Genomic DNA, 24,616 nt, shown 5'->3' on the forward strand with positions numbered 1-24,616 from the left:
TTGCCTGGCGGCCATAGCGCCGTGGAACCACCTGATCCCATGCCGAACTCAGAAGTGAAACGCGGTAGCGCCGATGGTAGTGTGGCATTCGCCATGCGAGAGTAGGACACTGCCAGGCACCCAATTACGGTCACAGCGATGTGATTGGTCGTGCAATGACGTCAGGTTGTTGCGGACAACAGATTTAGATAACGCACACAGTGTGTTCTTTACCGGTTAGTGTGCTGATATGGCTCAGTTGGTAGAGCGCATCCTTGGTAAGGATGAGGTCCCCAGTTCGACTCTGGGTATCAGCACCAGTTTTAAGTTAGTGATACAGCTTTTGCCTGACGGCAATAGCGCCGTGGAACCACCTGATCCCATGCCGAACTCAGAAGTGAAACGCGGTAGCGCCGATGGTAGTGTGGCATTCGCCATGCGAGAGTAGGACACTGTCAGGCACCTATTTAGAAGAGGCCTCCCATGCGGGAGGCCTTTTTGCTTTGGTGTTTTTTCCTGTTCTGATGGGTTTCTTTTAGTAAAAATGCTGGGCTGTCAGCATGTTGCCCGTTACTCTTGGACTGGTATTGTCGCGAGTCATCGCCAGAGGAGTATGCATGGCCACATTGAAGGAAATAGCGCTGGAGGCGGGGGTTTCCCAGGCCACGGTGTCACGGGTGCTCAATGAGGATCCGACGCTGAGCGTCAAGGAAGAGACCAGGCAGAAGATCTTCGAGATTGCCGAGCGACTGGAGTACAAGACCAGCAGCGCCCGCAAGGGGGTGCACAAGAGCAAGCTGCACTTTCTGGCGGTCTACGCCTACCCGCAGAGCACCGAGGTCAACGACCCCTATTATCTCGCCATCCGCTACGGCATCGAGACCCAGTGTGCCCGCCTCAACATCGAGCTGACCCATTTCTACAACGGTGCCGAAGGGCGTGAGCTCTCCGCCGTCGACGGCATCCTGGTTATCGGCCATCTGCCGCCGGAGCGCCTCGCTGCGCTGTATTCTCTTTCTGCCCAGCTGGTGTTTGTGGATTGCCGCTCCGAGGGGGAGTTCGATTCGGTGGACGTGGATCTGGCGTTGATCAGCCAGCAGGTGGTGGACTTCTTCATCGCCCAGGGGCATGGCCGCATCGGCTACATCGGTGGTCAGGACGAGGCACCGGATCTGCGGGAGCTCGCCTTCCTCGATTACGGGCAGCGGCTGGGGGTGGTGCGGGAGAGCGACCTCTATCGCGGCGATTTCTCCAGCGCCTCCGGCTATCGGCTGGCGAAGGAGATGTTGGCCGGCGACTGGCCCCGTGCCCTGTTCGTGGCCTCTGACTCCATCGCCATCGGCGTGCTGCGGGCGATCCATGAGAAGGGGCTGGCCATTCCCCTGCAGATCGAGCTGATCAGTGTGAACGACATTCCGACTGCCAAGTTTACCTTCCCGCCGCTCTCCACGGTTCGGATCCACTCCGAGTTGATGGGCTCCCAGGGGGTCAATCTGTTGGTCGAGCGGCTGCGCGACGAGCGGGAAGTGCCGTTGCGGGTGCTGGTTCCCAGCCGACTGACCCTGCGCGGCACCACTCGGTAGTTTTAGTAAAATTATCCTTCCCCTGTTGCTCCATATCCCTATGGAGCAACGACCTTCCTCCCTCCTGCATTGACTCCTACCATTAAGAAAAACACTTAAGTATTTGTTTTTAAATACTATACATCTATCTCTTGCTGACCCCGCCAATATCTATGCCATTCAGGCAGACAGCCCCCTCTTTTATCTCCTGCTTCTGATCCCGCTCACAAATTGGGCTATCTTATGTGATCAGGTTAAAACTTTACCGATTATCATCTGATATTTAGTAAATGTTTATCTAGAGTTTACCCAGCTACCTTGCCTTGTTCCGGGAGGACATGTGAATAACTGGGAAAACGTTCAATTCGTTGGTGAACACAGACTGGCACCCCGTGCCTACTTCTTCTCTTATGCCGACAGCTCTGCGGCCGCCACCCAGCAGCGGGAGCTAAGCCGTCGCTTCCTCTCCTTGAGCGGCCAGTGGCAGTTTCATTACTTCGAGCATCCCCTGCAGGTGCCGGAGGCCTTCTATCACAGCCCCATGAGCGACTGGGGTCAGATCACGGTGCCCAACATGTGGCAGATGGAAGGCCACGGCCATCTGCAATACACAGACGAAGGTTTTCCCTTCCCCATCGATGTGCCCTTCGTGCCGAGCAACAACCCCACCGGCGCCTACCAGCGTGGCTTCACGCTGAGCCCGGCCTGGGTGGGCGAGCAAGTGATCATCAAGTTCGACGGGGTCGAGACCTACTTCGAGGTCTATGTGAACGGTCAGTATGTGGGCTTCAGCAAGGGCAGCCGCCTGACCGCCGAGTTCGACATCAGCGCCTATGCCCAAACCGGCGAGAACCTGCTGTCGGTGCGGGTGATGCAGTGGGCGGATTCAACCTACATCGAAGATCAGGACATGTGGTGGATGGCGGGGATCTTCCGCGACGTCTACCTGGTGGGCAAGACAGCCGTCCATGTACAGGACTTCTTCATCCAGACAGCGCTGGCCGACGACAACCAGAGCGCCACCCTGAGCTGCGACATCGCGCTTGAGAATCTCGGCGAGTCGGCTCGGGATCACCGGCTGGTCTGGTCCCTGCTGGATCAGGGGAGCGAGATCGCCAGCGGCGCGCTCGACAGCCTGACCATAGATGGCAAGCTCGACTGCCGCTTCAGCCTGGATCTGGCGAACCCCCATCTGTGGAACGCCGAAGATCCTTACCTCTACCAGCTGCAGCTGTCGCTCTATAACGAGCGAGGTGAGCTGCTGGAGGTGATCCCCCAGCGGGTCGGGGTGCGCGAAATCACCGTCAAGGACGGGCTTTTCTACGTCAACGGTCGCTACCTCAAGCTGCACGGGGTGAACCGCCACGACAACGATCACCTCAAGAGCCGGGCCGTCGGCATGGATCGGGTGGAGCGCGACATAGTGCTGATGAAGCAGCACAACCTCAACTCGGTGCGCACCGCCCACTACCCGAATGACCCGCGCTTCTACGAGCTGTGCGACCAGTACGGCCTGTTCGTGATGGCGGAGACCGACGTGGAGACCCACGGCTTTGCCAACGTCGGCGATCTGAGCCGCATCACCGATGACCCGTCCTGGGAGCCGGTGTTCGTGGACAGGATCGAGCGCCACGTCCACGCCCAGAAGAACCACCCCTCCATCATCATCTGGTCCCTGGGCAACGAGTCCGGCTACGGCTGCAACATCAGGGCCATGTACCGGCGCTGCAAGGCGCTCGACCCAACCCGGCTGGTGCACTACGAGGAGGATCGCGACGCCGAGGTGGTGGATGTGGTCAGCACCATGTATTCCCGCGTCTCCCAGATGAACTGTTTCGGCGAGTTCCCGATGGACAAGCCACGCATCCTCTGCGAATACGCCCACGCCATGGGCAACGGCCCGGGCGGCCTCAGCGAATACCAGCAGGTGTTCGATCGTCATCCCCACATTCAGGGCCACTACATCTGGGAGTGGTGCGATCACGGCATCCTGGACCAGGACGAGCAGGGTCGCGCCGTCTACAAGTACGGCGGTGACTACGGCGACTACCCCAACAACTACAACTTCTGCATGGATGGCCTCATCTATCCGGATCAGACCCCGGGGCCTGGCCTGCGCGAATACAAGCAGGTGATCTGCCCGGTCAAGATCCGCGCCCTGGATGCGGCCAGCGGCCGGCTGGAGCTGGAGAACCGCTATTGGTTCTCGAACCTGGACGACATCCGCCTGCTGATCGAGGTGAAGGCCGAAGGCGATCTGCTGGCCAGCCAGCAGCTCCGGCTGGAGGGTATTGCCCCCGGTGCCATCACCCCGCTGCAGCTTGATCTGCCATCCCTCGACGGTCGGGAGGCCTTCGTCCAGCTGAGGGTCATCAAGGCCAGCGCCACCCGCCATAGCCCGGCGGGTCATGAACTCGGCCAGTACCAGTTCCGGCTCAAGGAGTCGACTCGCCAGCTGCAGCCCTTTGCCAACCCCAACGCCACGGCGCTGCAGATCGCCGACGAGCGGCTCGCGCTGACCCTGACCGGCAGCGGCTTCGCCCTGCGCTTCTCCCGCCTCGACGGCAAGCTGGTGAGCTGGCAGCAGGATGGCATGGAGCTGATTGAGCGGGCGCCGCGCCTCACCTTCTTCAAGCCGATGATCGACAACCACAAGCAGGAGTACGAGAGCCTGTGGCACCCGAACCACCTGCAGATCATGCAGGAGCACTTCCGCACGCTGAGCTGGCGTCAGCTGGGTGAGGCGGTCGAGGTGACGGTGGAGAGCCTGATCGCGCCGCCGGTGTTCGATTTCGGCATGCGCTGCCGCTACGTCTACACCCTGAGCCCGAACGGCCAGCTGCATGTGGCCCTCAGCGGCCAGCCTTATGGCGGTTATGACGACATCATTCCCAAGATCGGCTTCGAGCTGGGGATCCGCCAGGACCTCGATCGGGTGCACTACTTTGGCATGGGGCCGGGGGAGAACTACCAGGACAGCCGCCAGAGCAACTGGATCGACTGCTTCCAGAGCACTGTGGCCGAGATGTGGGAGCACTACCCCTTCCCGCAGGACAACGGCAACCGCCAGCAGGTGCGCTGGGCGACCCTGAGCAACCGCCACGGCGCCGGCCTCTACGTGCGACCGGATGCCCCCATCAACCTGAGCGTCTGGCCCTACAGCTGGGAACATATCCACGCCGCCCAGCACATCAACGAGCTGGAGCCCTGCGGTCATCTCACCCTCAACCTGGATCACAGGGTGCTGGGGCTGGGCTCCAACTCCTGGGGATCCGAGGTGCTGGACTCCTGGCGGGTGCGCTTCGAGCCATTCAGCTTCGGCCTGACCCTGTTGCCCATCGCCCGCGGCAACCTCAACCCGGCCGCGCTGGCCGGGATCGATCTCAGCATCAACGGCGGGAGGACGCTCGCATGATCACCCTGGACAACCTGACCCTGTTCAAAAACATCTACCGGGAGGGCAAGAAGTGGGGCCGCTGCGTGGAGGCCATCGACAACCTGCCGAACCTCAAGCCCGGCGTCTGCCACTCCATCGGTGACTCCCTCACCTACCGCCTGCAGGAGGGGGCCAGCCCGGCCACCGCCCTGTTCGAGGGACAGCGCCGCTACTTCGACATCCACTACTACCTCGAGGGAGAGGAGACGGTGGAGTGGGCCGCCAAGGGCGAACTGCAGAGCGAGCAGGCCTACGACGACACCACTGACCGCGAGTGGCTGGCCGGCGAGGTACAACAGCGCCAGCGGGTCGGCAACGGTCAGCTGGTGATCTTCGAGAATGACGAGGCCTATCGCTTCGTCGGCGATGGGTCTGTGCGCAAGCTGATCATCAAGGTGACCATCGAAGGCGGCTACTTCAAAAACAAATAACAAGCCGCTGTTTTTGCACTGATAAAAGCCGGAAGGGCGGGGCCACCCTACACCTCATGCCCCGCCCTTTGGCAGACAATAACTGCAGGTCTGGAGATGCACGATGTCTGATTCCAAACGGAATACGATAGGTAAGTTCGGGTTGCTGTCGCTCACCTTTGCGGCCGTATTCAGCTTTAACAATGTCATCAACAACAACATTGAAATCGGTCTGGCGTCAGGCCCGATGTTCTTTCTGGCCACCATTTTTTACTTTATTCCGTTCTGCCTCATCATCGCGGAATTCGTGTCACTGAATAAAAACTCCGAAGCCGGCGTCTATGCCTGGGTGAAGAGCTCCCTCGGCGGTCGTTGGGCCTTCATCTCAGCCTACACCTACTGGTTCGTGAACCTGTTCTTCTTCACCTCGCTGTTGCCGCGGGTGATTGCCTACGCCTCTTATGCCTTCCTGGGCTACGAATACATACTCACCCCGCTGGCCACCACGGGTCTGAGCATGGTGCTGTTCGCCTTTGCCACCTATGTCTCCACCAACGGCGCCAAGATGCTCGGTCCCATCACCTCGGTGACCTCTTCCCTGATGCTGCTGCTGACCCTCTCTTACATTCTGCTGGCGGGTGCGGCCTTGATCGGTGGTGTACAGCCGGCGGACCCCATCACGGTAGAGGCGATGATCCCGGACTTCAGCTGGGCCTTCCTGGGTATCACTACCTGGATCTTCATGGCGGCCGGTGGCGCGGAATCGGTCGCCGTCTACGTGAATGACGTCAAGGGCGGCTCCAAATCCTTCGTGAAGGTGATCATCATCGCCGGGATCTTTATCGGCGTGCTCTACTCCGTCGCCTCCCTGCTGATCAACGTCTTCGTACCGAGCGGCACTCTGAAATATACCGGCGGCTCGGTGCAGGTATTCGAAGGGCTGGCCTCCTACTTTGGTCTGCCCGCCATCTTGATGAACCGCTTCGTGGGGCTGGTCTCCTTCACCGCCATGTTCGGTTCCCTGCTGATGTGGACCGCCACCCCGGTGAAGATCTTCTTCTCCGAGATCCCGGCCGGCATCTTCGGCAAGAAGACGGTCGAGCTGAACGAAAACGGCGTGCCGGCCCGCGCGGCCTGGATCCAGTACCTGATAGTGCTGCCCCTGATGCTGATCCCGACCCTGGGCTCCAACACGGCCCAGGACCTGATGAATACGGTGATCAACATGACGGCGGCAGCCTCCATGCTGCCACCGCTGTTCATCATGCTGGCCTACCTGAACCTGCGCCTGAAGCTGGATCACCTGCCACGGGATTTCAAGATGGGCTCACGTACCACGGGGATCGCCGTGGTCTCGGTGCTGATCGCCATCTTCTCGGTTGGCTTCCTCGCCTCCACCTTCCCGACCGGCGCCGACATCATGACCATCGTCTTCTACAACGTGGGCGGGATAGTGATCTTCCTGGGCTTTGCCTGGTGGAAATACAACAGATACGAAGCCTCCCTGAGCGAGGCGGCGCGCGCAAAAGAAGCCCAGCCGGCCGCTCAGGTGTTCATCCAGGCGCCCTGATCCCCAGAGCAAACCGGCCCGAGTGGCCAAGAAAGAGAGAAACCGGGTGGCGGCGGCCACCCGTTACCGGTTGAACCACAGAGCATGAGGAGAATGGAATGAGCGAGACGATCGAGTTTGCCGAATTCAAACGGGTCGAGATGAAGGTGGGCAGGGTGCTGGAGGTGGTGCGCCATCCCGGGGCCGACAAACTCTATATCGTCCAGATCGACGTGGGTGGCGAGCGGCCGCTGCAGACGGTCACCAGTCTGGTGCCCCATTACAGCGAAGAGGAGCTGATGGGCAGCGAGGTGGTGGTGCTGACCAACCTCAAGCCGACCAAGATGCGCGGCGAGCGATCCGAGTGCATGTTGCTCTGCGCCGAGACCCCGGACGAGAGCCAGAGCGTGCTGTTGCAACCCAAAGTGTCGATGGCGCCGGGCACCCCGATAGTGTGAGGGCGGGATGACGCCAGCCCGGGCCAGCTTGCGGTGCCCAGGCCAACAATAACAAGAGAGTAAACGGCCCGGCCAGCAGGCTGGAGTCGAACACATTCAGAGTCATGGCGCCCTCATGCGAAGGGGCGTGAATCCACCGGAGGACAATATGTCTGAATCAGTACGCGGCACCATAGGCAAGTTTGCCCTGTTGTCGATGACCTTTGCCGCCGTGTTCAACGTGCGCAACATCGTCAACAACAACATCGAGCTGGGGCTGAGCTCGGCCCCTGTTTTCCTGCTGGCCACCATCGTCTATTTCATCCCCTTCGTGTTCATCATTTCCGAGTTCGTCTCGGCGAACAAGCACTCGGAATCGGGCATGTATGACTGGCTCAAGAAGCCGCTCGGCACCCGGATGGCCTACCTCGGCTCCTTCCTCTACTGGTTCGTTAACCTGTTCTGGTTCGTCTCCCTGCTGCCGAACGTCATCGCCTACGCCTCCTACGCCATGCTGGGGTATGAATATACTTTCTCCCCCATGGTGACCTCGGTCATCTCCATCGCGCTGTTCGCGGCGGCGACCCATATCTCCACCAAGGGAGCGACCTGGCTCGGCAAGATTGCCGAACTGGTGGCCTACGGGGTGTTCGCCCTGTTCGCCATCTATGTGCTGGGGGCGCTGATGGCGCTGGGGGGCGATCACGTGCCGGCCCAGCCCATCACCCTGGCTGCCATGACCCCCACCATCAACTGGGCGACGCTCGGCATCATGTGCTGGATCTTCCAGGCGGCCGGTGGCGCCGAGACGGCGGCGGCCTACCTCAATGACGTCAAGGGCGGCCAGAAGTCCTTCATCAGGGTGATCATCACCGCCGGTGTGATCATCGGTGCCATGTATGCCATCGGCTCGGTGCTGGTCAACGTCTTCGTGCCGCGGGAGAGCCTCACCTACGCCGGCGGCATGGTGGAGATCTTCACCGGCATGGCGCAGTACTTCCAGCTGTCGGAGGCGCTGGTCGGCCGGGCGGTCGGGGTGGTGCTGTTCATCGCCATGTTCGGCTCCATGATGATGTGGACCTCGGCGCCGGTGAAGATCCACTTCTCCGAGATCCCCCAGGGCGTCTATGGGGAGAAGACCACCCAGCTCAACGAGCATGGGGTGCCGGTACGCGCCGCCTGGTGGCAGTTCGTGTTCGTGTTCGTGATGCTGGTGGTCAACGGCTTCGGCTCCGAATCGGTGCAGCAGATGATGAACACCGCCATCAACCTCACCGCGGGCACCGCCATGCTGCCCCCCATCTTCATCATGGTGGCCTACTTCGTGTTCCGCTGGAAACACGACGACACCCCCCGCGAGTTTCGCATGGGCTCGCGTGGGTTCGGCATGAGCGTGGTGTCTGTGCTGATCGCCATCTTCGTGATCAGCATGAGCGCCTCCGCCTTCCCGACCGGGGTGGATCTGGTGCGCGCCTTCTTCATCAACGTCTTCATGACGGCGGTGTTCTCGGCGCTGGCCTACTGGTGGATCTCCCGCTTCGAGAAGCGTCAGGCCCGCAAGCTGGCCGCCGGCAACAAGGCCCCTGGCCAGGGTGCCACCCTGGCCAAGTAACACCGCACCGCGGTTTTCAAACAGTACGGGTGGCCCAGGGGCCACCCGTTTTTTTGTGCCATCTGCGCCTGGTGGCGAGCCTGGCTGTGCCCGCTCGCTCAGCAGCAAGCCGAAGGCGTTTAATTTCGGCGGTCTCCCTCAACTTTGCGCCTCCCCGTTATCGGGGTAAGCTGGGTCCGTTTCGACGGGAGGTGCCAGACATCTCCCGCTCTGCTGCCTGTCGTCCCTGGTCCCGACCTCCTCGCGAGGGCGGGGTCCGTTTGCTGATGGAGACCGCTCGTGCGTCTGGATCCCTTTACCTCTGTGCTTATCCTGGTGGTCACCCTGGCCTCCCTCTTCCCCTGCGAGGGGCAGGTTGCGATCTGGTTCGCGCTGCTGACCAAGCTGGCGGTGGCCATGCTGTTCTTTATGCACGGCGCCAAGCTGTCGCGCCAGAGCCTGCTGGCGGGGCTGGGCCACTGGCGGTTGCACCTGGTGGTAATGCTCAGCACCTTCCTGCTGTTCCCGCTGCTGGGGCTCTTGCTCAGCCCGCTGGTGCCGCAATGGCTGAGCCCGGCCATCTACCTCGGTTTCCTCTATCTCTGCGCGCTGCCCGCCACCGTGCAGTCGGCCATCGCCTTCACCTCCATGGCGGGGGGCAATGTGTCGGCGGCGGTGTGCAGCGCCTCGGCCTCCAGCATCCTCGGCATATTCCTCTCGCCGGTGCTGGTGGGCATGATGATCAACGTGCAGGGGGAAGGCATAGACACCTGGCACTCCATCCAGGCCATCATGGTGCAGCTGATGCTGCCGTTCGTGCTGGGTCATCTGTCACGGCCGCTGCTCGGCCGCTGGGTCGACAGCCACAGGCCGCTGATCGGCAAGCTGGATCAGAGCTCCATCCTGCTGGTGGTCTATGTGGCCTTCAGCGAGGCGGTGGTGCAGGGTATCTGGCACCAGGTCGGCTGGTACGATCTGGCCAGCATAGTGCTGCTCAGCTGCGTGCTGCTGGCGCTGGTGCTGGGCTGGAACGTCTGGATCAGCCGTCGGCTCGGCTTCGACAAGGCGGACGAGATCACCATCGTCTTCTGCGGCTCCAAGAAGAGCCTGGCCAACGGGGTGCCCATGGCCAACGTCATGTTCCCGGCCGCCAGCGTCGGGGTCATGGTGCTGCCGCTGATGATCTTCCACCAGATCCAGCTGATGGTGTGCGCCGTGCTGGCGCGCCGCTATCACGAGCAGGGGGTCCAGCCCCTGGTCCCCGACCAGGAGCTTTGACCTTGTCGCGGTGAAAAAAGAGGGAGGCCATGGGCCTCCCTCTTTGCATTCCCCGGCTGGGCGCCCTCAGCGTTTGCGCCAGACGGTCAGCTGCGCCACCGTGTGCTGGTACTTGCGGGCGGTCTCGCGGATGACGAAGGGGACGTCCCGGGGTGGGCACAGCTCCTCGAATTCCGCCGCCAGCAGCCGTTGCAGCGCCTGATGGGTGGACAGGGCCTCGCCATTTTCCCGGATGCCGCCGAGCCAGTTCGCCTTGGGGGTGTAGTCGGTCAGCCAGGTGTAGGGGCTGGTGAGCAGCAGCAGGCCGCCGCTGCGCAGCCGCGGGGCAATGTCCCGCAGGAAGCGGGCGGGCTCCCGCAGCCGGTCGATCAGGTTGGAGGCGAGCACCAGATCGTAGTGGTCGTACTTGGGCTTGAGGTTGCAGGCATCCCCCTGGCTGAAGTGGATGCGATCCGCTTGCGCAGGCCCGAGGTCGTGACTCGACAGCCGCGCCTCGCAATACTCCACCAGTTCCCCCTCCACCGGCATGGCGTAGCGGAAGCTGTCCTGGCTGGCGAGGGAGAGCGCCACGTCGATGAAGCGGGCCGAGTAGTCGACCCCGTCCACGTGCTGGAAGTGGCGGGCCAGCTCGAAACTGGCGCGGCCGGTGGCGCAGCCGATGTCCAGCGCCCGCTGGTGGTTGCCGCACAGCTCGCCGGCCAGATCGGCCAGGGTCTTGGCGTAGTTGGCCACCCCGAAGTGGGTCGGACCGTACTGGAAGTCGAGATACTGCGCCACTAGGGTGTCGGTTTCGTAAGGATTCACTGTGATGGCTTCCTGATAGCGGGAGACCAGATAGCGGAAGCCCGCATGCTGGAAGAAGTGGCGGCGGAAGGCGTAACGGGACGACTTGAGCGCCTCGTTGCCGGTGCTTGCCCAACTGCCGCCCTTGATGAGGCTGTGCTTGCCATCGAAGGTGGGGGTGGAGAAGTCATCGTAGAGCGGGTGCACCCGAAAGCCGTCGAAGCCATCGATGGCGGTGCTGGTCCATTGCCAGACGTTGCCCACCAGATCGAAGAAGCCGGCCTGCGGGCAGGCATCCACCGGGCAGGGGGAGGCGAAGCGCGCCAGGTTGAGGTTGCCGGGTGCCTCGATCCAGTCCGGCTGATCCCCCGCCAGCGACTCGCGCAGCAGCGCCCACTCCGCCTCGCTCGGCAGCTGGATGGGCAGGCCGGTCTGGGCCGCCTTCCAGCGACAGAAGGCGGCGGCCTCCAGCTGATTCACCTCGACCGGCCAGTCCCAGGGCATGGCCACCCGCTCGGTCATCAGCCGCAGTTGCAGCTGCTCGGGCTCGGCCGGGGAGCCGAGCCAGAAGCTGGGCATCTGCGCTTTGGCATACTGGCACCAGCCCCAGCCTTCGTCATCCCACCAGGCCTGCTGGCGGTAACCACCGGCTTGGACGAACGCGAGGTATTCGGCATTGCTCACCAGCATGCGGCTGGCCTGGAAGGAAGGGATCTCGATGTGGCGTTCGCCGTATTCGTTGTCCCAGCCGTAGGTGGCGTCCTGCTTGCCGAGGCGTACCCGCCCCGCCGCCACCGGCAGCAGATCGTTGAGGGGCACCTCGTCGATGCGATGGCAGGCCTCGCCGCAGCTGGGCCACTGGGGCTGGGATCGCACCCAGGCCAGCGGCAGCTGGCGGATCAGCACGCTGGAGGTCTCGAGGTGGATGCGCTCGTGCTCTGTCCCCATCAGGATGACCCAGGCCGGGCTCTGCCAGTCGATGGGCAGGGTCAGTGGCATCTGCTGGATGAAGTCGATCACCCGGGCGCGCACCTTGGCGCGGTAGTGTCGCAGCTCGGCCACCCCGGGCCAGTCGTAGTGGGTCTCGTCCAGATCGTCCCAGCTCATCTCATCCACCCCGATGGCGACCATGGCCTCGATACGGGGGTCGATGCGACTGTCGATCAGGCGGGCCGCCAGCAACTTGTTGATGAAGAAGGCGGCGGTGTGGCCGTAGTAGAAGATGAGCGGGTGACGCAGCGGGATCGCCTTGTTGAACCAGGCGCGCTCCTCGGCCAGGCAGTCGAACAGGCTGTCGTAGAGTGCGAAGGTCTGGCAGAAGTAGTCGAGCAGCTCGCGCCGTTTCAGCTCGGGATCCTCACCGGTCAGCAGCGGGGTGCGGGTCGGGGCAGGCAGGCCGCTGGTGCTGGCGAACTGGTGGCTGGCTTGGGTCACGCTTTGACTCCTCGTTGGCAGTGAAGACTGACATGACAGTGATGGCGACAAGGCCGCCATGGCGGGCCGCATGGGCAACAGGCTATTACTATTGGCTCAACAGACCGGTGGCACAACAGAAAACTTCCATGGCCTATCAGCGTAGTGGCCCCCGTGAGGTGCGGTCAACCGGGAGCCGCCACCCCGACTGGGGCTGGTCAGTCTGACCAACTTGTGGTCTAAATGACTCTCTGTTTATTGGTCAGCATGCCGCCTCAGCCATAGATATCGATGTAAATCATAGGGTTGATGATGTGGCATGGAGTTTGCCATTTTGAGAGACCGAGACATGGGATGTGACCAATGACAACGAGGAATGTGGCATGACACGGATGATGGGGATGGCATTGATCCTGGGGCTGCTGAGTGGATGCAGCTGGCAGGAGGATACCGAGGTGGTGGGGACGGGAGCCGTCATCGAACAGCGGCAGCCGCTCGGCGAGATAGACAGGGTCGCGGCCATGGTGCCGGCGACCATAAGGATCCTGGCCGGTGACGAGCCGGGGCTGAGCATCAGAGGGCAGGAGAACTTGCTGCCGCTGCTCAGCGTCACCGAGCGCGGCAACCAGCTGGAGATCGAGGTCGAGGATGGCTATAAGCTCGCCCCCACCGAGCCGCTGGAGCTGACCATCACCCTGCCCAGGTTGCGCGAGCTGGCCCTGGCGGGCAACAGCCAGGGGGAGATAGGTCACTTCAAGGGCGACAAGTTGGTGCTGTCACTGGCCGGTTCCGGCGGTATCCAGGCCCAGCGGCTGGAGCTGGACAGCCTAGAGGGCAATATCGCCGGCTCGGGCGGACTGGATCTGGGATCCGGCACAGTCCGAACGCTCGAGCTGAACATCGCCGGCACCGGTGATGTGCAGGGCAGCCGGCTGGAGAGCGGCGAGGCCGAGGTCAATATCGCCGGTAGTGGCGACGTGGAGGTTAGAGCCAAGGAGCGGCTCAATATCAACATCGCCGGCTCCGGTAGCATCGCCTACTGGGGCGATCCCAAGGTCGAGCAGCGGGTCGCGGGCTCAGGCTCGGTCACCCGCGAGGGGAGCTGAGCACGGCACGAGAAAAAGGCCCTGAAAGGGCCTTTTTTTATGGGGCGCCGTCACGGAGGCGGCTTCATTCCAGTGGGATCTGCAGCCCCAGATCCGCATTGAGTCGCATCAACAGCCATTGCATGCCGGCGAGATGCTGGTGGTCATGGCTGGCGAGCAGGCGCACCAGCCCATCCAGCGTCACCTCGCCATAGCTGCCATAGTGGGCCCGTCGGCGCCAGGCCGAAGCAGGCAGGGCGCTGAGCCAGTCGACCGTCTGGGTTCGGGCGGCACGAAACCGGACCAGCTGCACGGCGGGATCCTGCCGTGGGTAGTCGTTATCCTGCGCCAGCTGATAGCCATCGAGGGAGGCCAGCAGGGGCAGCGTCTCAGTCAGGGTGCGCCGGAAGCGCAGCTGATAACCCAGCGTCTCTATGTCCAACAGATGGCAGAGGTGCCCCTGGGCCGAGAAGCGCTCAGAGGGGATGCCGGCCCAGTTGGCGGGCTCCCAGTTCAGGCGGTCGCCGGGCACCTGAGCAAACAGCTGCTCGAAGCGATCCGGCGTGGCCAGCAGTGCGGTAAAGAGATTCATCCTTGATTCCTGTTCCTTGGCCAAGCCGGGCCTCGACTCTTGCCGACCCGCGAGCGCGGTTAGAGCTGTTCGCCGAGGTGACGGGCGTGGAAGCGCAGGTGCGCCTCGATGAAGCTCGCCACGAAGTAGTAGCTGTGGTCATAGCCGGCGTGGCGGTTGAGCTCCAGCGGCCAGGCCTTGGTCGCCGCTATCTCGGCCAGGGCATCGATGCCGAGCTGCTCGTCCAGGAAGGGATCGTCCAACCCCACGTCCACCAGGGTCGGCAGAGGGGTTGGTTCGTGGTGGCGCAGCAGCTGGCAGGCATCCCACTCCTGCCACAGCAGGGGGTTGTTGCCGAGATAGGCGCCGAGCGCCTTCTGGCCCCAGGGGCAGCGGCTCGGGTGGCTGATGGGGCTGAACGCCGACACCGAGCGATAGCGGCCGGGCTCGCGCAGGGCGGCGATCAGGGCTCCGTGTCCCCCCATGGAGTGGCCGCTGATGGCGCGCCGGGTCGAGACCGGGAAGTGGGTCTCGATGAGTTCGGGCAGCTCGCGGGTGACGTAGTCGTACATCTGGTAGTGGTCGCGCCAGGGGCTGACGGTCGCATTGACGTAGAAGCCCGCCCCCATGCCGAGATCGTAGCCGGGGTCGTCCGCGATGCCGTCACCGCGCGGGCTGGTGTCCGGCGCCACCAGGGCGATGCCCAGTTCGGCGGCGATGCGCTGGGCACCGGCCTTCTGCATAAAGTTCTCATCGGTGCAGGTGAGGCCGGAGAGCCAGTAGAGCACGGGCACCTTCTGGCCGGTCAGGGCCTGGGGGGGCAGATAGACGGCGAAGCGCATCTCGCAATCGAGCAGGTCAGAGCGGTGGCGATACTGCTTGTGCCAGCCGCCGAAGCTTTTGTTGCTGCTGATGATGTCCAGATTCATCGAAGGACTCCTGGCCCCGCCGGCCCGTTGGCGGGCGGGGCTGTCATGGCTCAGTAGTGGATGACGGTGCGGATGCTCTTGCCTTCGTGCATCAGCTCGAACGCCTCGTTGATCCGCTCAAGCGACATGGTGTGGGTGATGAAGTCGTCGAGGCGGAACTCCCCCTGCATGTAGCGCTGCACATAGCTCGGCAGCTCGCTGCGACCGCGTACCCCACCGAAGGCACTGCCGCGCCATACCCGGCCGGTGACCAGCTGGAACGGACGGGTGCTGATCTCCTGGCCGGCACCGGCGACGCCTATGATGACCGACTCGCCCCAGCCCTTGTGGCAGCACTCCAGCGCCGCGCGCATCACCTTGACGTTGCCGATGCACTCGAACGAGAAGTCGACGCCGCCGTCGGTCATCTCGACGATCACCTCCTGGATGGGCTTGTCATAGTCGTTCGGGTTGATGCAGTCGGTGGCGCCGAGTTTGCGGGCCAGCTCGAACTTGCTCTCGTTGATGTCGATGGCGATGATGCGGCCGGCCTTGGCCAGGCGGGCGCCGATCACGGCGGAGAGGCCTATGCCCCCGAGCCCGAAGATGGCGACGCTCTCACCCTCCTTCACCTTGGCGGTGTTCATCACGGCGCCGATGCCGGTGGTGACGCCGCAGCCGAGCAGGCACACCTCTTCCAGCGGGGCGGCCGGGTCCACCTTGGCGATGGAGATCTCGGGCAGCACAGTGTATTCGCTGAAGGTGGAGGTGCCCATGTAGTGATAGATGGGCTGACCGTCCTTGGAGAAGCGGGTGGTGCCGTCCGGCATCAGCCCCTTGCCCTGAGTGGCGCGGATCTTCTGGCACAGGTTGGTCTTGCCGGACTTGCAGAACTTGCACTCGCCGCATTCCGGGGTGTAGAGCGGGATGACGTGATCCCCCACCTTGACGCTGGTGACGCCCTCGCCGATGGACTCGACGATGCCACCGCCCTCATGACCCAGGATGCAGGGGAAGACCCCTTCCGGATCTTCACCGGACAGCGTGAAGGCATCGGTGTGGCAGACGCCGGTGGCTTTGATCCGCACCCGCACCTCACCGGCCTGGGGCGGCATCACCTCGATCTCTTCGATGGTGAGGGGCTGGCCCGGGCCCCAGGCGATGGCGGCCTTACACTTGATGCTCTGAACCTGTGCCATGGATGACGTCCTCTTGTTGAATGGGTGAACGGAAAAGGGTTCGGACGTTGAGTGTAGTTTCCCGCCGATTTGGTGATAATAAGGCTAAATCTCAAATCACTTTTACACATAGGTAATAATGTTCGGCTGGGAAGGCGTTTGTGAATTTGTCAGCGTGGCGGAGCAGGGTGGTTTTACCCCGGCGGCGCGCAAGCTGGGGGTGTCGGTGGCCCAGGTCAGCCGGCAGGTGGCGCAGCTGGAAGATCGGCTGCAGGCCAAGCTGCTGCTGCGCACCACCCGTCAGGTGCGGCTCACCGAGCTGGGCGAGATCTATTACCGCCACTGCCGCCAGCTGCTCGACAACCTGTATGAGGCGGAGCTGGCCCTCGGCCAGCACCAGGCCCAGCCGCAGGGGCTGCTGCGCATCACGGCCCCGGTCTCCTATGGCGAGAGCCGCATAGCGCCGCTGGTGAACGACTTCATGGTGCGCTTCCCCCAGCTGGAGGTGACCCTCAACCTCACCAACCAGCTGCTGGATCTGGTGCACGAGGGGTTCGATCTGGCGATCCGGCTCGGCCATCTCAAGGATTCGAGCCTGGTGGCGCGCAAGCTGGCGCAACGGGTGCCCTATGTGTGCGCCTCGCCGGCCTACACGGTGCGGCACGGCATGCCCAACAGCCTCTCCGAGCTGTCCCGCCACCGCTGCCTGGCAGGCAATGGCGATGAGTGGCACTTCACCCTCAACGGGCAGCCCCACAGCGTGCGGGTGCGCGGCCTGCTGCAGTGCAACAGCGGCCACGCCCTGTTGGACGCGGCCCTGAAGGGGATAGGCATCATCCAGCTGCCGGACTACTACGTCAGCGAGCACCTCGCCAGGGGGGAGCTGATCGAGCTGTTGCCCGAGCTGCGGGCGCCACAGGAGGGGATCTGGGCGCTCTATCCCCACAACCGCCACCTCTCCCCCAAGGTGCGGCTGCTGGTGGACTATCTGGCCGAGCGGCTGAGCGATCCCGCCCAGCCCGTGCTGGTGCGGCCCATCGGCTGAGTCCGCCGCCCGAAAAAGAAAAGGCCCACTTGCGTGGGCCTTCTGTTGGATGACGCCATGCGCCGCTATTCCCGTTCCTTGACGTAGGGGGTGCCGAGCGCCTTGGGCGCCACCGCCTTGCCGATGAAACCGGCCAGCAGGAACACGGTCAGCACGTAGGGCAGCGCCTCTATGGCCTGCACCGGGATCGGGAAATCGCCGATGCTGACCCCTTGCAGCCGGATGGCGACGGCGTCGAGGAAGCCGAACAGCAGACAGGCCGCCATGGCGCTCCAGGGCTTCCACTTGCCAAAGACCAGCGCCGCCAGCGCCATAAAGCCCTTGCCCGCGCTCATGTTGGGGATGAACTGTGCGGTCTGGGCCACGGCCAGGTAGGTGCCACCGATGCCGGCAAGCAGGCCGCCGATCATCAGCGCTGTGTAGCGCATCCGCACCACTGAGATGCCGGCGGTATCGACCGCGGCCGGTGCCTCGCCCACGGCGCGCAGACGCAGGCCGAAGCGGGTGCGGAACAGCACCCACCAGGCCAGGGGCACGGCGGCGAACGCCACGTACTCCAGCAGAGAGTGACCGCTCAGCAGTTCGCTGTAGAGCTGGCCGACGACAGGCACGTCATACAGCTCCTTGGCATAGGGCAGATCGATGGGGGCGAAGCGCGAAGCGCCGGACAGCGCCGGAGTCTGGCCGCCCTGATCGAACCAGTAACGGCCAAGGGTAACGGTCAGACCGGCCGCCAGTATGTTGATGGCCATGCCGCTCACCACCTGATCGCCGCGGTGGGTGATGGTGGCGAAGCCGTGCAGCAAGGCGAACAGGACTGAGACACCGACCCCGGCGCCTAGCCCGATCCAGGCCGAGCCGGAGACCGCCGCCGCTGCACCGCTGGCGAACGCCGCCGCCAGCAGCTTGCCTTCCAGCGCGATGTTGACCACCCCGGATCGCTCGCAGAACATCCCGGCCATGGCAGCCAGGATCAACGGTGGCGCGGTGCGAATGGTCGCATCCAGCATCAATATCAGGGTTTCGAACATGGTCAGGCTCCTTTGACTTGCGCGGTTGAGCGGTTGGCAAATGCCAGATAGCACTGCTCGATGCGCGGACGCAGCATGTGCTCAAGCGCGCCGCAGAACAGGATCACCAGACCCTGCAGCACCACCACTATGTTGCGATCCACCCCGAACTCGAAGCTGAGCTCGGCGCCGCCCTGATAGAGGAAGCCGAACAGCAGGCTGGCGATGATGACGCCGACCGGGTGGTTGCGCCCCATCAGGGCCACCGCGATGCCGGTGAAGCCGAAGCCTTCCACGAAGTTGAGCTTGATCTGGTGCAGCTCACCCTGCAGCACGTTGAGGGCGAAGAAGCCCGCCAGCATGCCGGAGATCACCATGGCCAGGATCACCACCTTGGGATAGGAGATGCCCGCGTAGGCGGAGGCGCTCTGGCTGGCGCCGACCGAGCGGATCTCGTAACCCCAGCGGGTATGCCAGATGAAGACCCACACCAGCACGGCACAGATCAACGCCCAGACGAAACTGATGTTGAGCGGGCTGTTCGGCATCGCCACACCGAAACCGGCCGCCAGCTCGCTGATCTTCGGCAGCCAGCTCGCCACGGCGAACACCTTGCTCTCGGTGGCCATGGATCCTGGCGGCTTGAACACATCGACCAGCAGGTAAGCCATCAGCGAGGCGGCGATGAAGTTGAACATGATGGTGGTGATGACGATGTGGCTGCCGCGCTTGGCTTGCAGCCAGGCCGGGATGAAGGCCCAGGCCGCGCCGAACAGGCCACCGGCGATGATGGCGAGCGGCAGCAGCAGCGCAAACGGCAGCACGTCGCCGAGCAGCAGACAGACCAGTCCCACGCCGAGGCCGCCGATATAGGCCTGGCCCTCACCGCCGATGTTGAACAGACCGGCGTGGAAGGCCACCGCCACCGCCAGACCGGTGAAGATGAAGCCGGTCGCGTAGTAGAGGGTGAAGCCTATTCCCTCGCCGGTGCCGAAGGCGCCGTACCACATGATGTCTGCGGCATCGAGCGGGTTGATGTCGAGGTAATAGAACAGGATGGCCGACACCAGGAAGGCCAGCAGTATATTGATCGCGGGCAGCACGCCCACGGAAATCCAGGCAGGAATACGTGTCTGGCTCATGGGCGAGCCTCCTTGGCAATCTCGTCTGGGACTATGTTAGCCATCATCAACCCTATGGTGCGTTCGTCCGCCTTGGCGCCGTCCAGCTCGCCGACGATGCGACCATCGGCGATGACCAGGATCCGGTCAGACAGGCTCATGATCTCGTCCAGCTCCACCGACACCAGCAGCACGGCCTTGCCCTTGTCGCGCATGGCGATGATCTGCTGGTGGATGTACTCGATGGCGCCGATGTCGACGCCCCGGGTCGGCTGACCGATCAGCAACACATCCGGGTTCTGCTCCACCTCGCGGGCGATCACCAGCTTCTGCTGGTTGCCACCGGAGAAGTTGGCGGTCTTGTGGTCGGGATGGGGCGGGCGCACGTCCCACTTGTCCATCTTGGCCTGGCAATCCTGCAGGATCGCCTCCTTGTTCTGCAGCCAGCCCCTGTTGTACTGGGGGCGGCGGTGATAGCCGAGGATGAAGGCCTCTTTCGCCTCGAAGCGATTGATGAGCCCCATCTTGTGGCGATCTTCCGGGATATGGCCGAGACCGAAGTTGCGCACCATCTCGGGATCGGCCGGCTGTGCCACGTTCACCTCATGGGCCTTGCCGCCGCCGGTGATGGTGAAGCTGCCCTTGCTCGGCTGGAGGATGCCGCCGAGCAGGCTGAGCAGTTCGGACTGGCCGTTGCCGGAGACGCCGGCGATGCCGACCACTTCACCGGCCCGCACCTCGAAGCTGACGGACTTGACCCGCTCCACCTTGTTGTCATCGATGTAGCTGAGGCCTTCGACCTTGAGCTTGGCCGCGCCCGGCTGGGCTTCGCCCTTGTCGACCTTGAGGCGCACCTTGCGGCCCACCATCAGCTCGGCCAGCTGCTCCTTGTCGGTATCCTTGGTGGCGACGTGGGCCACCATCTCGCCCCGGCGCATGATGGAGACCTGATCCGTGATGGCCAGGATCTCCCGCAGCTTGTGGGTGATGAGGATGATGGTCGCGCCCTGATCCCGCAGCTTCTTGAGCACCTCGAACAGGTGATCCGCCTCTTGCGGGGTCAGCACCCCGGTCGGCTCGTCGAGGATCAGGATGCGGGCGCCGCGATAGAGCGCCTTGAGGATCTCGACCCGCTGTTGCAGGCCCACCGGCAGATCCTCGACCTTCTCGTGCAGCGGCACCTCGAGACCATAGTCCCGCGCCAGCTCGCCGAGCAGCTTCTCGGCCGCCGCCAGGCTCTGGCCAAGGTGCCAGCCGTTTTCCGCGCCGAGGATGACGTTCTCCAGCACGCTGAAATTGTTCACCAGCATGAAGTGCTGGTGCACCATGCCCACGCCTGCGCCGATCGCATCTTGTGAGCCATGGGGTTTGAACGGTTTACCGTCGATCAGCATCTCGCCCTTATCGGCGTGGTAGAAACCGTAGATGATGCTCATCAGGGTCGACTTGCCGGCGCCATTTTCGCCGACGATGCCGTGAATACTGCCTTTTTGAACCTGAAGGTCGATCTGCTTGTTGGCGTACACTTCGCCGAACCGCTTATCGATACCTCTTAATTCGATGGCATAGCGATCTGTCTGGTCCATGATGCAGTCCTTGCGGGTCATGAATTAGAGACTAAAAACCGGCCCGTGTACGGGCCGGTCATCTTGGATTGAGAGTAGTAGCGGTGACTCAGTATTTGCAGGAGTTGTCACTCATGTAGTCGTGCACCTTGATCTTGCCGGAGATGATGTCGGCCTTGATGGCGTCAACCTTGGCCTTCATGTCCGGGGTGATCAGCTTCTCGTTGTCTTTGTCGAGTGCCCAATCCACCCCGCCTTCGGCCAGACCCAGGGTCTGGATACCCGGCTTCCAGCTGCCCTTGGCGGCGTCATCCCAGGACTTGTAAGCGGCCAGGCCAACATCCTTGACCATGGAGGTCAGCATGGTGCCAGGTTGCAGGTGGTTCTGGTTGGAATCCACGCCGATGGCCAGCTTGCCTTCATCTTTGGCAGCCTGGTAGACACCGATACCGGTACCGCCGGCGGCGGCATAGACCACGTCGGCGCCCTTGGCGAACTGGGACTTGGCCAGCTCGGCACCCTTGGCCGGGTCAGCAAAGGCGGCCGGGGTAGAGCCGGTCATGTTCTGGTACACGTCGATCTTCGGATTGATGTACTTGGCACCCTGCTCGTAGCCGCACTGGAATTTGCGGATCAGCGGGATGTCCATGCCGCCCACGAAGCCGACCTTGCCGCTCTTGGAGGCGATGGCTGCCAGCGCACCCACCAGGAAGGAGCCTTCATGCTCCTTGAAGATGAGGGACTGTACGTTCGGCTTGTCGACCACCATGTCGATGATGGTGAACTGGGTTTTCGGGAATTCGGTGGCGACTTTCTCTACCGCGGAACCCATGTTGAAGCCGACGGCGACGATGGGGCTGTTGCCACGGCTGGCCAGACGGCGCAGACCCTGCTCACGCTGGGCTTCGTTCTGGGGTTCGAACTCCTTGACCTTGACGCCTTTGTCCTTGTTGTAGACTTCGACGCCATTACGGAACACGGCTTCGTTGAAGGATTTGTCGAATTTGCCGGCGGTATCATAGATGACGGCGGGATCGGAGGCTGCCTGGGCGGACAGGGCAGCGAGGGTGAGGGCGGCCACGGTGGCCAGCTTGAGCACTTTAGTCACGATCGTATCCTTGATTGTTATGTGAGGGTCCACAACCTGTTATCAGCAGGTCATAAAGCACGCCGGCTAACTGTAAGTGAGCCATCGTGTGGGTCAAGGGGATCATAAAGGAAAAACGTTTGCGTTAACGGTTTGAAATATAAGCAAATTGATTTATAAGTGTTTGTTTTTGTACTTGTTTTCAGATGTAAATGCTGCGATTAATAAGGCTCAAATGACATTTTTGTTTATATTCATGGTGTTATAAGTAAGCGTTTTCTTCCCTTGATGAAAAAGGAAGCTTCCATTGGCGCCAATCTGTGGCATGGGAGGCGGGCGATCGGCCCGTGACGGGAGCGGCCGCACGACGATTTGGTCTCTGGCCGCTCAGGCCGTATAATCGCCGCCTGTATAAATAAACAGGAGTGGTGATGGACGTTTCAACCCTGCTCGACGGGCTCAACGACAAGCAACGAGACGCGGTCGCGGCCCCTCGCAGCAATCTGCTGGTGCTGGCGGGCGCCGGCTCGGGCAAGACCCGGGTGCTGGTGCACCGTATCGCCTGGCTGATGCAGGTGGAGCGTTGTTCACCCTTCTCCATCATAGCGGTGACCTTCACCAACAAGGCGGCCGCCGAGATGCGCGGCCGGGTCGAGAAGGTGATAGGCGACGGGGTGCGCGGCATGTGGATCGGCACCTTCCACGGCATCGCCCACCGCCTGCTGCGGGCCCATCATCTGGATGCCGGCCTGCCGCAGGATTTCCAGATCCTCGACTCCGACGACCAGTATCGTCTCATCCGCCGGGTGCTCAAGGCACTGAATCTGGACGAGAAGCACTGGGCGCCGCGCGCCGTGATGGGCTACATCAACGGCAAGAAAGACGAAGGCCTGCGCCCCGGCGACATCGATCTCTACGGCGATCCCGTCACCCGCACCTACCAGCAGATCTACAAGACCTATCAGGAGACCTGCGATCGCTCCGGGCTGGTGGACTTTGCAGAACTCTTGCTGCGCGCCCACGAGCTGTGGCTGAACAAGCCGCACATCCTCGAACACTACCGGGATCGCTTCCAGAACATCCTGGTGGACGAGTTCCAGGACACCAACGGCATCCAGTACGCCTGGCTGCGGATGCTGGCGGGCGAGTCCGGCAAGGTGATGATCGTCGGTGACGATGATCAGTCCATCTACGGCTGGCGCGGCGCCAAGATTGAGAACATCCAGCGCTTCTTGACCGATTACCAGGGCGCCGAGACCATCCGTCTGGAACAGAACTACCGCTCCACCGCCAACATCCTCAAGGCCGCCAACTGCGTCATCGCCAACAACTCGGAGCGGCTCGGCAAGGAGCTGTGGACCGAGGGGGTGGAAGGGGATCCCATCTCCCTCTACGCCGCCTTCAACGAGGTGGACGAGGCCCGCTTCGTGGTCGGCCGGCTCAAGGACTGGAAGGAGAAGGGGGGACTGCTGGCCGACTGCGCCATCCTCTATCGCTCCAACGCCCAGTCCCGGGTGCTGGAAGAGGCACTGATGCAGGACGCCATGCCGTACCGCATCTACGGCGGCCTGCGCTTCTTCGAGCGCCAGGAAATCAAGGACGCCATGGCCTACCTGCGCCTCATCAACAACAGGGGCGACGACGCCAGCTTCGAGCGGGTCGTCAACACCCCGACCCGGGGCATCGGCGATCGCACCCTGGAGATCCTGCGCAACAACGCCCGGGATCAGGGACTGAACCTGTGGCAGTCGGCCCGGGTGCTGCTCAATGACAAGGTGCTGACCGGTCGCGCCGGCAACGCGGTGCGCGGCTTCGTCGATCTCATCGACGCGCTGGAGGAGAAGGTCTCTCTATTGCCCCTGCATCAGCAGGCGGACATCGCCATCCAGCACTCCGGCCTCAAGGCCATGTATCTGGCCGAAAAAGGGGAGAAATCCCAGGCGCGGGTGGAGAACCTGGACGAGCTGGTGACGGCTTGCCGTCAATACCAGCGCCCGGACGAGCTGGAAGACATGAGCGATCTGTCGGCCTTCCTCGCCCACGCGGCGCTGGAGTCCGGCGAAAATCAGGCGGACGAATACGCCGATGCGGTGCAGCTGATGACCTTGCACAGCGCCAAGGGACTGGAGTTCCCGCTGGTGCTGCTGGTGGGGGTGGAGGAAGGCATGTTCCCCAGCCAGCAATCCACCGAGGAGTCGGGCCGGCTCGAGGAGGAGCGCCGCCTCTGCTACGTGGGCATGACCCGCGCCATGGAGAAGCTCTACATCTGTTATGCCGAGAGCCGCCGCATCTATGGCCGCGAGATGTTCCACAAGCCGAGCCGCTTCATCCGCGAGATGCCCGCCGAGTGCCTGGAGGAGATCCGGCTGCGCACCCAGGTGAGCAGACCCACCCAGTACGGCCGCTTCAGCCAGAACGAGGTGCAGCAGAGCTTCGACGCCAGCGGCATCAAGCTCGGCCAGCGGGTGCTGCACCCGAAATTCGGCGAAGGCATAGTGCTGAACTTCGAAGGGGTCGGCCAGCAGAGCCGGGTGCAGATCCAGTTCGACGAGGTCGGCGCCAAGTGGCTGGTTACCGCTTACGCACGGCTCGAGGCGCTGTAACTCTC

The 24,616-nt window shown here is 62.8% G+C and carries 18 protein-coding genes, 1 tRNA gene and 2 rRNA genes; 13 read left to right on the forward strand and 8 right to left on the reverse strand.

Annotated features, from left to right (window positions below):
* The first annotated feature begins 3 nt into the window (after positions 1 to 3).
* From rrf (KW821_RS18400) to KW821_RS18445, 10 genes are all read left to right on the forward strand, one after another.
* Positions 4 to 118 (forward strand): 5S ribosomal RNA (rrf, locus tag KW821_RS18400).
* 105 nt (positions 119 to 223) lie between these two features.
* Positions 224 to 299: transfer RNA gene (locus KW821_RS18405), tRNA-Thr, on the forward strand.
* 26 nt (positions 300 to 325) lie between these two features.
* Positions 326 to 440: ribosomal RNA gene (gene rrf / locus KW821_RS18410) — 5S ribosomal RNA — on the forward strand.
* 156 nt (positions 441 to 596) lie between these two features.
* Entirely contained in the window at positions 597 to 1,562 is a 966-nt protein-coding gene (gene ebgR, locus KW821_RS18415; protein WP_042652959.1) for a transcriptional regulator EbgR, read from the forward strand.
* A gap of 319 nt (positions 1,563 to 1,881) precedes the next feature.
* Positions 1,882 to 4,956, forward strand: a complete 3,075-nt coding sequence (ebgA, locus tag KW821_RS18420) for a beta-galactosidase subunit alpha (protein ID WP_218292473.1) — start codon at positions 1,882 to 1,884, stop codon at positions 4,954 to 4,956.
* Positions 4,953 to 5,408, forward strand: coding sequence for a beta-galactosidase subunit beta (locus KW821_RS18425; protein ID WP_218292474.1), 456 nt, complete (start codon positions 4,953 to 4,955; stop codon positions 5,406 to 5,408). Before ebgA ends, KW821_RS18425 begins: the two co-directional genes overlap by 4 nt.
* 103 nt (positions 5,409 to 5,511) lie before the next feature.
* On the forward strand, positions 5,512 to 6,957 hold the full coding sequence (locus KW821_RS18430; RefSeq protein WP_218292475.1) for an amino acid permease: 1,446 nt from the start codon (positions 5,512 to 5,514) through the stop codon (positions 6,955 to 6,957).
* A gap of 98 nt (positions 6,958 to 7,055) precedes the next feature.
* Positions 7,056 to 7,394 carry a tRNA-binding protein gene (locus KW821_RS18435; RefSeq protein ID WP_218292476.1) on the forward strand — a complete coding sequence of 113 codons (339 nt, stop codon included), beginning with the start codon at positions 7,056 to 7,058 and terminating at the stop codon, positions 7,392 to 7,394.
* A 148-nt stretch (positions 7,395 to 7,542) separates the two neighbouring features.
* Complete coding sequence (locus tag KW821_RS18440; protein ID WP_218292477.1) at positions 7,543 to 8,985, forward strand: amino acid permease; 1,443 nt, start codon at positions 7,543 to 7,545, stop codon at positions 8,983 to 8,985.
* Between the two features lie 279 nt (positions 8,986 to 9,264).
* Positions 9,265 to 10,242 carry a bile acid:sodium symporter family protein gene (locus KW821_RS18445; protein WP_218292478.1) on the forward strand — a complete coding sequence of 326 codons (978 nt, stop codon included), beginning with the start codon at positions 9,265 to 9,267 and terminating at the stop codon, positions 10,240 to 10,242.
* A gap of 66 nt (positions 10,243 to 10,308) precedes the next feature.
* Here the strand turns inward: KW821_RS18445 and ovoA are convergent, their stop codons facing one another.
* Entirely contained in the window at positions 10,309 to 12,459 is a 2,151-nt protein-coding gene (gene ovoA / locus KW821_RS18450; protein WP_218292479.1) for a 5-histidylcysteine sulfoxide synthase, read from the reverse strand.
* Positions 12,460 to 12,821: 362 nt separating this feature from the next.
* On the opposite strand from ovoA, the gene KW821_RS18455 reads away from it, so the two are divergent.
* On the forward strand, positions 12,822 to 13,544 hold the full coding sequence (locus KW821_RS18455; protein ID WP_218292480.1) for a head GIN domain-containing protein: 723 nt from the start codon (positions 12,822 to 12,824) through the stop codon (positions 13,542 to 13,544).
* A gap of 64 nt (positions 13,545 to 13,608) precedes the next feature.
* On the opposite strand, the gene KW821_RS18460 is transcribed toward KW821_RS18455, so the two are convergent.
* The 3 genes from KW821_RS18460 to KW821_RS18470 are packed head-to-tail and all read right to left on the reverse strand — an operon-like array spanning position 13,609 to position 16,201.
* Positions 13,609 to 14,115, reverse strand: coding sequence for a DinB family protein (locus KW821_RS18460; protein ID WP_218292481.1), 507 nt, complete (start codon positions 14,113 to 14,115; stop codon positions 13,609 to 13,611).
* Between the two features lie 59 nt (positions 14,116 to 14,174).
* Complete coding sequence (fghA, locus tag KW821_RS18465; RefSeq protein WP_218292482.1) at positions 14,175 to 15,023, reverse strand: S-formylglutathione hydrolase; 849 nt, start codon at positions 15,021 to 15,023, stop codon at positions 14,175 to 14,177.
* A gap of 50 nt (positions 15,024 to 15,073) precedes the next feature.
* Entirely contained in the window at positions 15,074 to 16,201 is a 1,128-nt protein-coding gene (locus KW821_RS18470) for an S-(hydroxymethyl)glutathione dehydrogenase/class III alcohol dehydrogenase (protein WP_218292483.1), read from the reverse strand.
* 118 nt (positions 16,202 to 16,319) lie between these two features.
* Between KW821_RS18470 and KW821_RS18475 the strand changes: the two genes are divergently transcribed.
* Positions 16,320 to 17,225 (forward strand): LysR substrate-binding domain-containing protein, encoded by a 906-nt coding sequence (locus tag KW821_RS18475; protein WP_042652947.1) that lies wholly within the window; start codon positions 16,320 to 16,322, stop codon positions 17,223 to 17,225.
* Positions 17,226 to 17,290: 65 nt separating this feature from the next.
* Here KW821_RS18475 and KW821_RS18480 read toward each other — a convergent pair whose 3' ends face one another.
* The 4 genes from KW821_RS18480 to KW821_RS18495 form a co-directional block, all read right to left on the reverse strand.
* Positions 17,291 to 18,256 carry an ABC transporter permease gene (locus KW821_RS18480; protein ID WP_042652946.1) on the reverse strand — a complete coding sequence of 322 codons (966 nt, stop codon included), beginning with the start codon at positions 18,254 to 18,256 and terminating at the stop codon, positions 17,291 to 17,293.
* A gap of 2 nt (positions 18,257 to 18,258) precedes the next feature.
* Positions 18,259 to 19,377 (reverse strand): ABC transporter permease, encoded by a 1,119-nt coding sequence (locus tag KW821_RS18485; protein ID WP_042652945.1) that lies wholly within the window; start codon positions 19,375 to 19,377, stop codon positions 18,259 to 18,261.
* The gene (locus tag KW821_RS18490) at positions 19,374 to 20,942 is read right to left on the reverse strand and encodes an ABC transporter ATP-binding protein (RefSeq protein ID WP_218292484.1); all 1,569 of its coding nucleotides are present in this window, start codon (positions 20,940 to 20,942) and stop codon (positions 19,374 to 19,376) included. The genes KW821_RS18485 and KW821_RS18490 overlap by 4 nt, the downstream gene beginning before the upstream one ends.
* Before the next feature lie 88 nt (positions 20,943 to 21,030).
* Positions 21,031 to 22,029, reverse strand: a complete 999-nt coding sequence (locus KW821_RS18495; RefSeq protein ID WP_218292485.1) for a BMP family ABC transporter substrate-binding protein — start codon at positions 22,027 to 22,029, stop codon at positions 21,031 to 21,033.
* 410 nt (positions 22,030 to 22,439) lie between these two features.
* Between KW821_RS18495 and uvrD the strand changes: the two genes are divergently transcribed.
* Complete coding sequence (gene uvrD, locus KW821_RS18500; RefSeq protein ID WP_042652943.1) at positions 22,440 to 24,611, forward strand: DNA helicase II; 2,172 nt, start codon at positions 22,440 to 22,442, stop codon at positions 24,609 to 24,611.
* Positions 24,612 to 24,616 lie beyond the last annotated feature (5 nt).

The sequence above is a fragment of the Aeromonas sp. sif2416 genome, assembly GCF_019218665.1.
Classification (GTDB): Bacteria; Pseudomonadota; Gammaproteobacteria; order Enterobacterales; family Aeromonadaceae; genus Aeromonas; species Aeromonas encheleia.

Bases quoted from the DNA above. Each gene is read 5' to 3' on its own strand.
- KW821_RS18490 (WP_218292484.1), bottom strand. From the start codon at position 20,942: ATGGACCAGACAGATCGCTATGCCATCGAATTAAGAGGTATCGATAAG.
- KW821_RS18460 (WP_218292481.1), bottom strand. From the start codon at position 14,115: ATGAATCTCTTTACCGCACTGCTGGCCACGCCGGATCGCTTCGAGCAG.
- KW821_RS18430 (WP_218292475.1), top strand. From the start codon at position 5,512: ATGTCTGATTCCAAACGGAATACGATAGGTAAGTTCGGGTTGCTGTCG.
- uvrD (WP_042652943.1), top strand. From the start codon at position 22,440: ATGGACGTTTCAACCCTGCTCGACGGGCTCAACGACAAGCAACGAGAC.
- ebgR (WP_042652959.1), top strand. From the start codon at position 597: ATGGCCACATTGAAGGAAATAGCGCTGGAGGCGGGGGTTTCCCAGGCC.
- KW821_RS18440 (WP_218292477.1), top strand. From the start codon at position 7,543: ATGTCTGAATCAGTACGCGGCACCATAGGCAAGTTTGCCCTGTTGTCG.
- KW821_RS18435 (WP_218292476.1), top strand. From the start codon at position 7,056: ATGAGCGAGACGATCGAGTTTGCCGAATTCAAACGGGTCGAGATGAAG.
- KW821_RS18425 (WP_218292474.1), top strand. From the start codon at position 4,953: ATGATCACCCTGGACAACCTGACCCTGTTCAAAAACATCTACCGGGAG.
- KW821_RS18480 (WP_042652946.1), bottom strand. From the start codon at position 18,256: ATGTTCGAAACCCTGATATTGATGCTGGATGCGACCATTCGCACCGCG.
- fghA (WP_218292482.1), bottom strand. From the start codon at position 15,023: ATGAATCTGGACATCATCAGCAGCAACAAAAGCTTCGGCGGCTGGCAC.
- KW821_RS18470 (WP_218292483.1), bottom strand. From the start codon at position 16,201: ATGGCACAGGTTCAGAGCATCAAGTGTAAGGCCGCCATCGCCTGGGGC.
- KW821_RS18475 (WP_042652947.1), top strand. From the start codon at position 16,320: ATGTTCGGCTGGGAAGGCGTTTGTGAATTTGTCAGCGTGGCGGAGCAG.
- KW821_RS18485 (WP_042652945.1), bottom strand. From the start codon at position 19,377: ATGAGCCAGACACGTATTCCTGCCTGGATTTCCGTGGGCGTGCTGCCC.
- KW821_RS18455 (WP_218292480.1), top strand. From the start codon at position 12,822: ATGACACGGATGATGGGGATGGCATTGATCCTGGGGCTGCTGAGTGGA.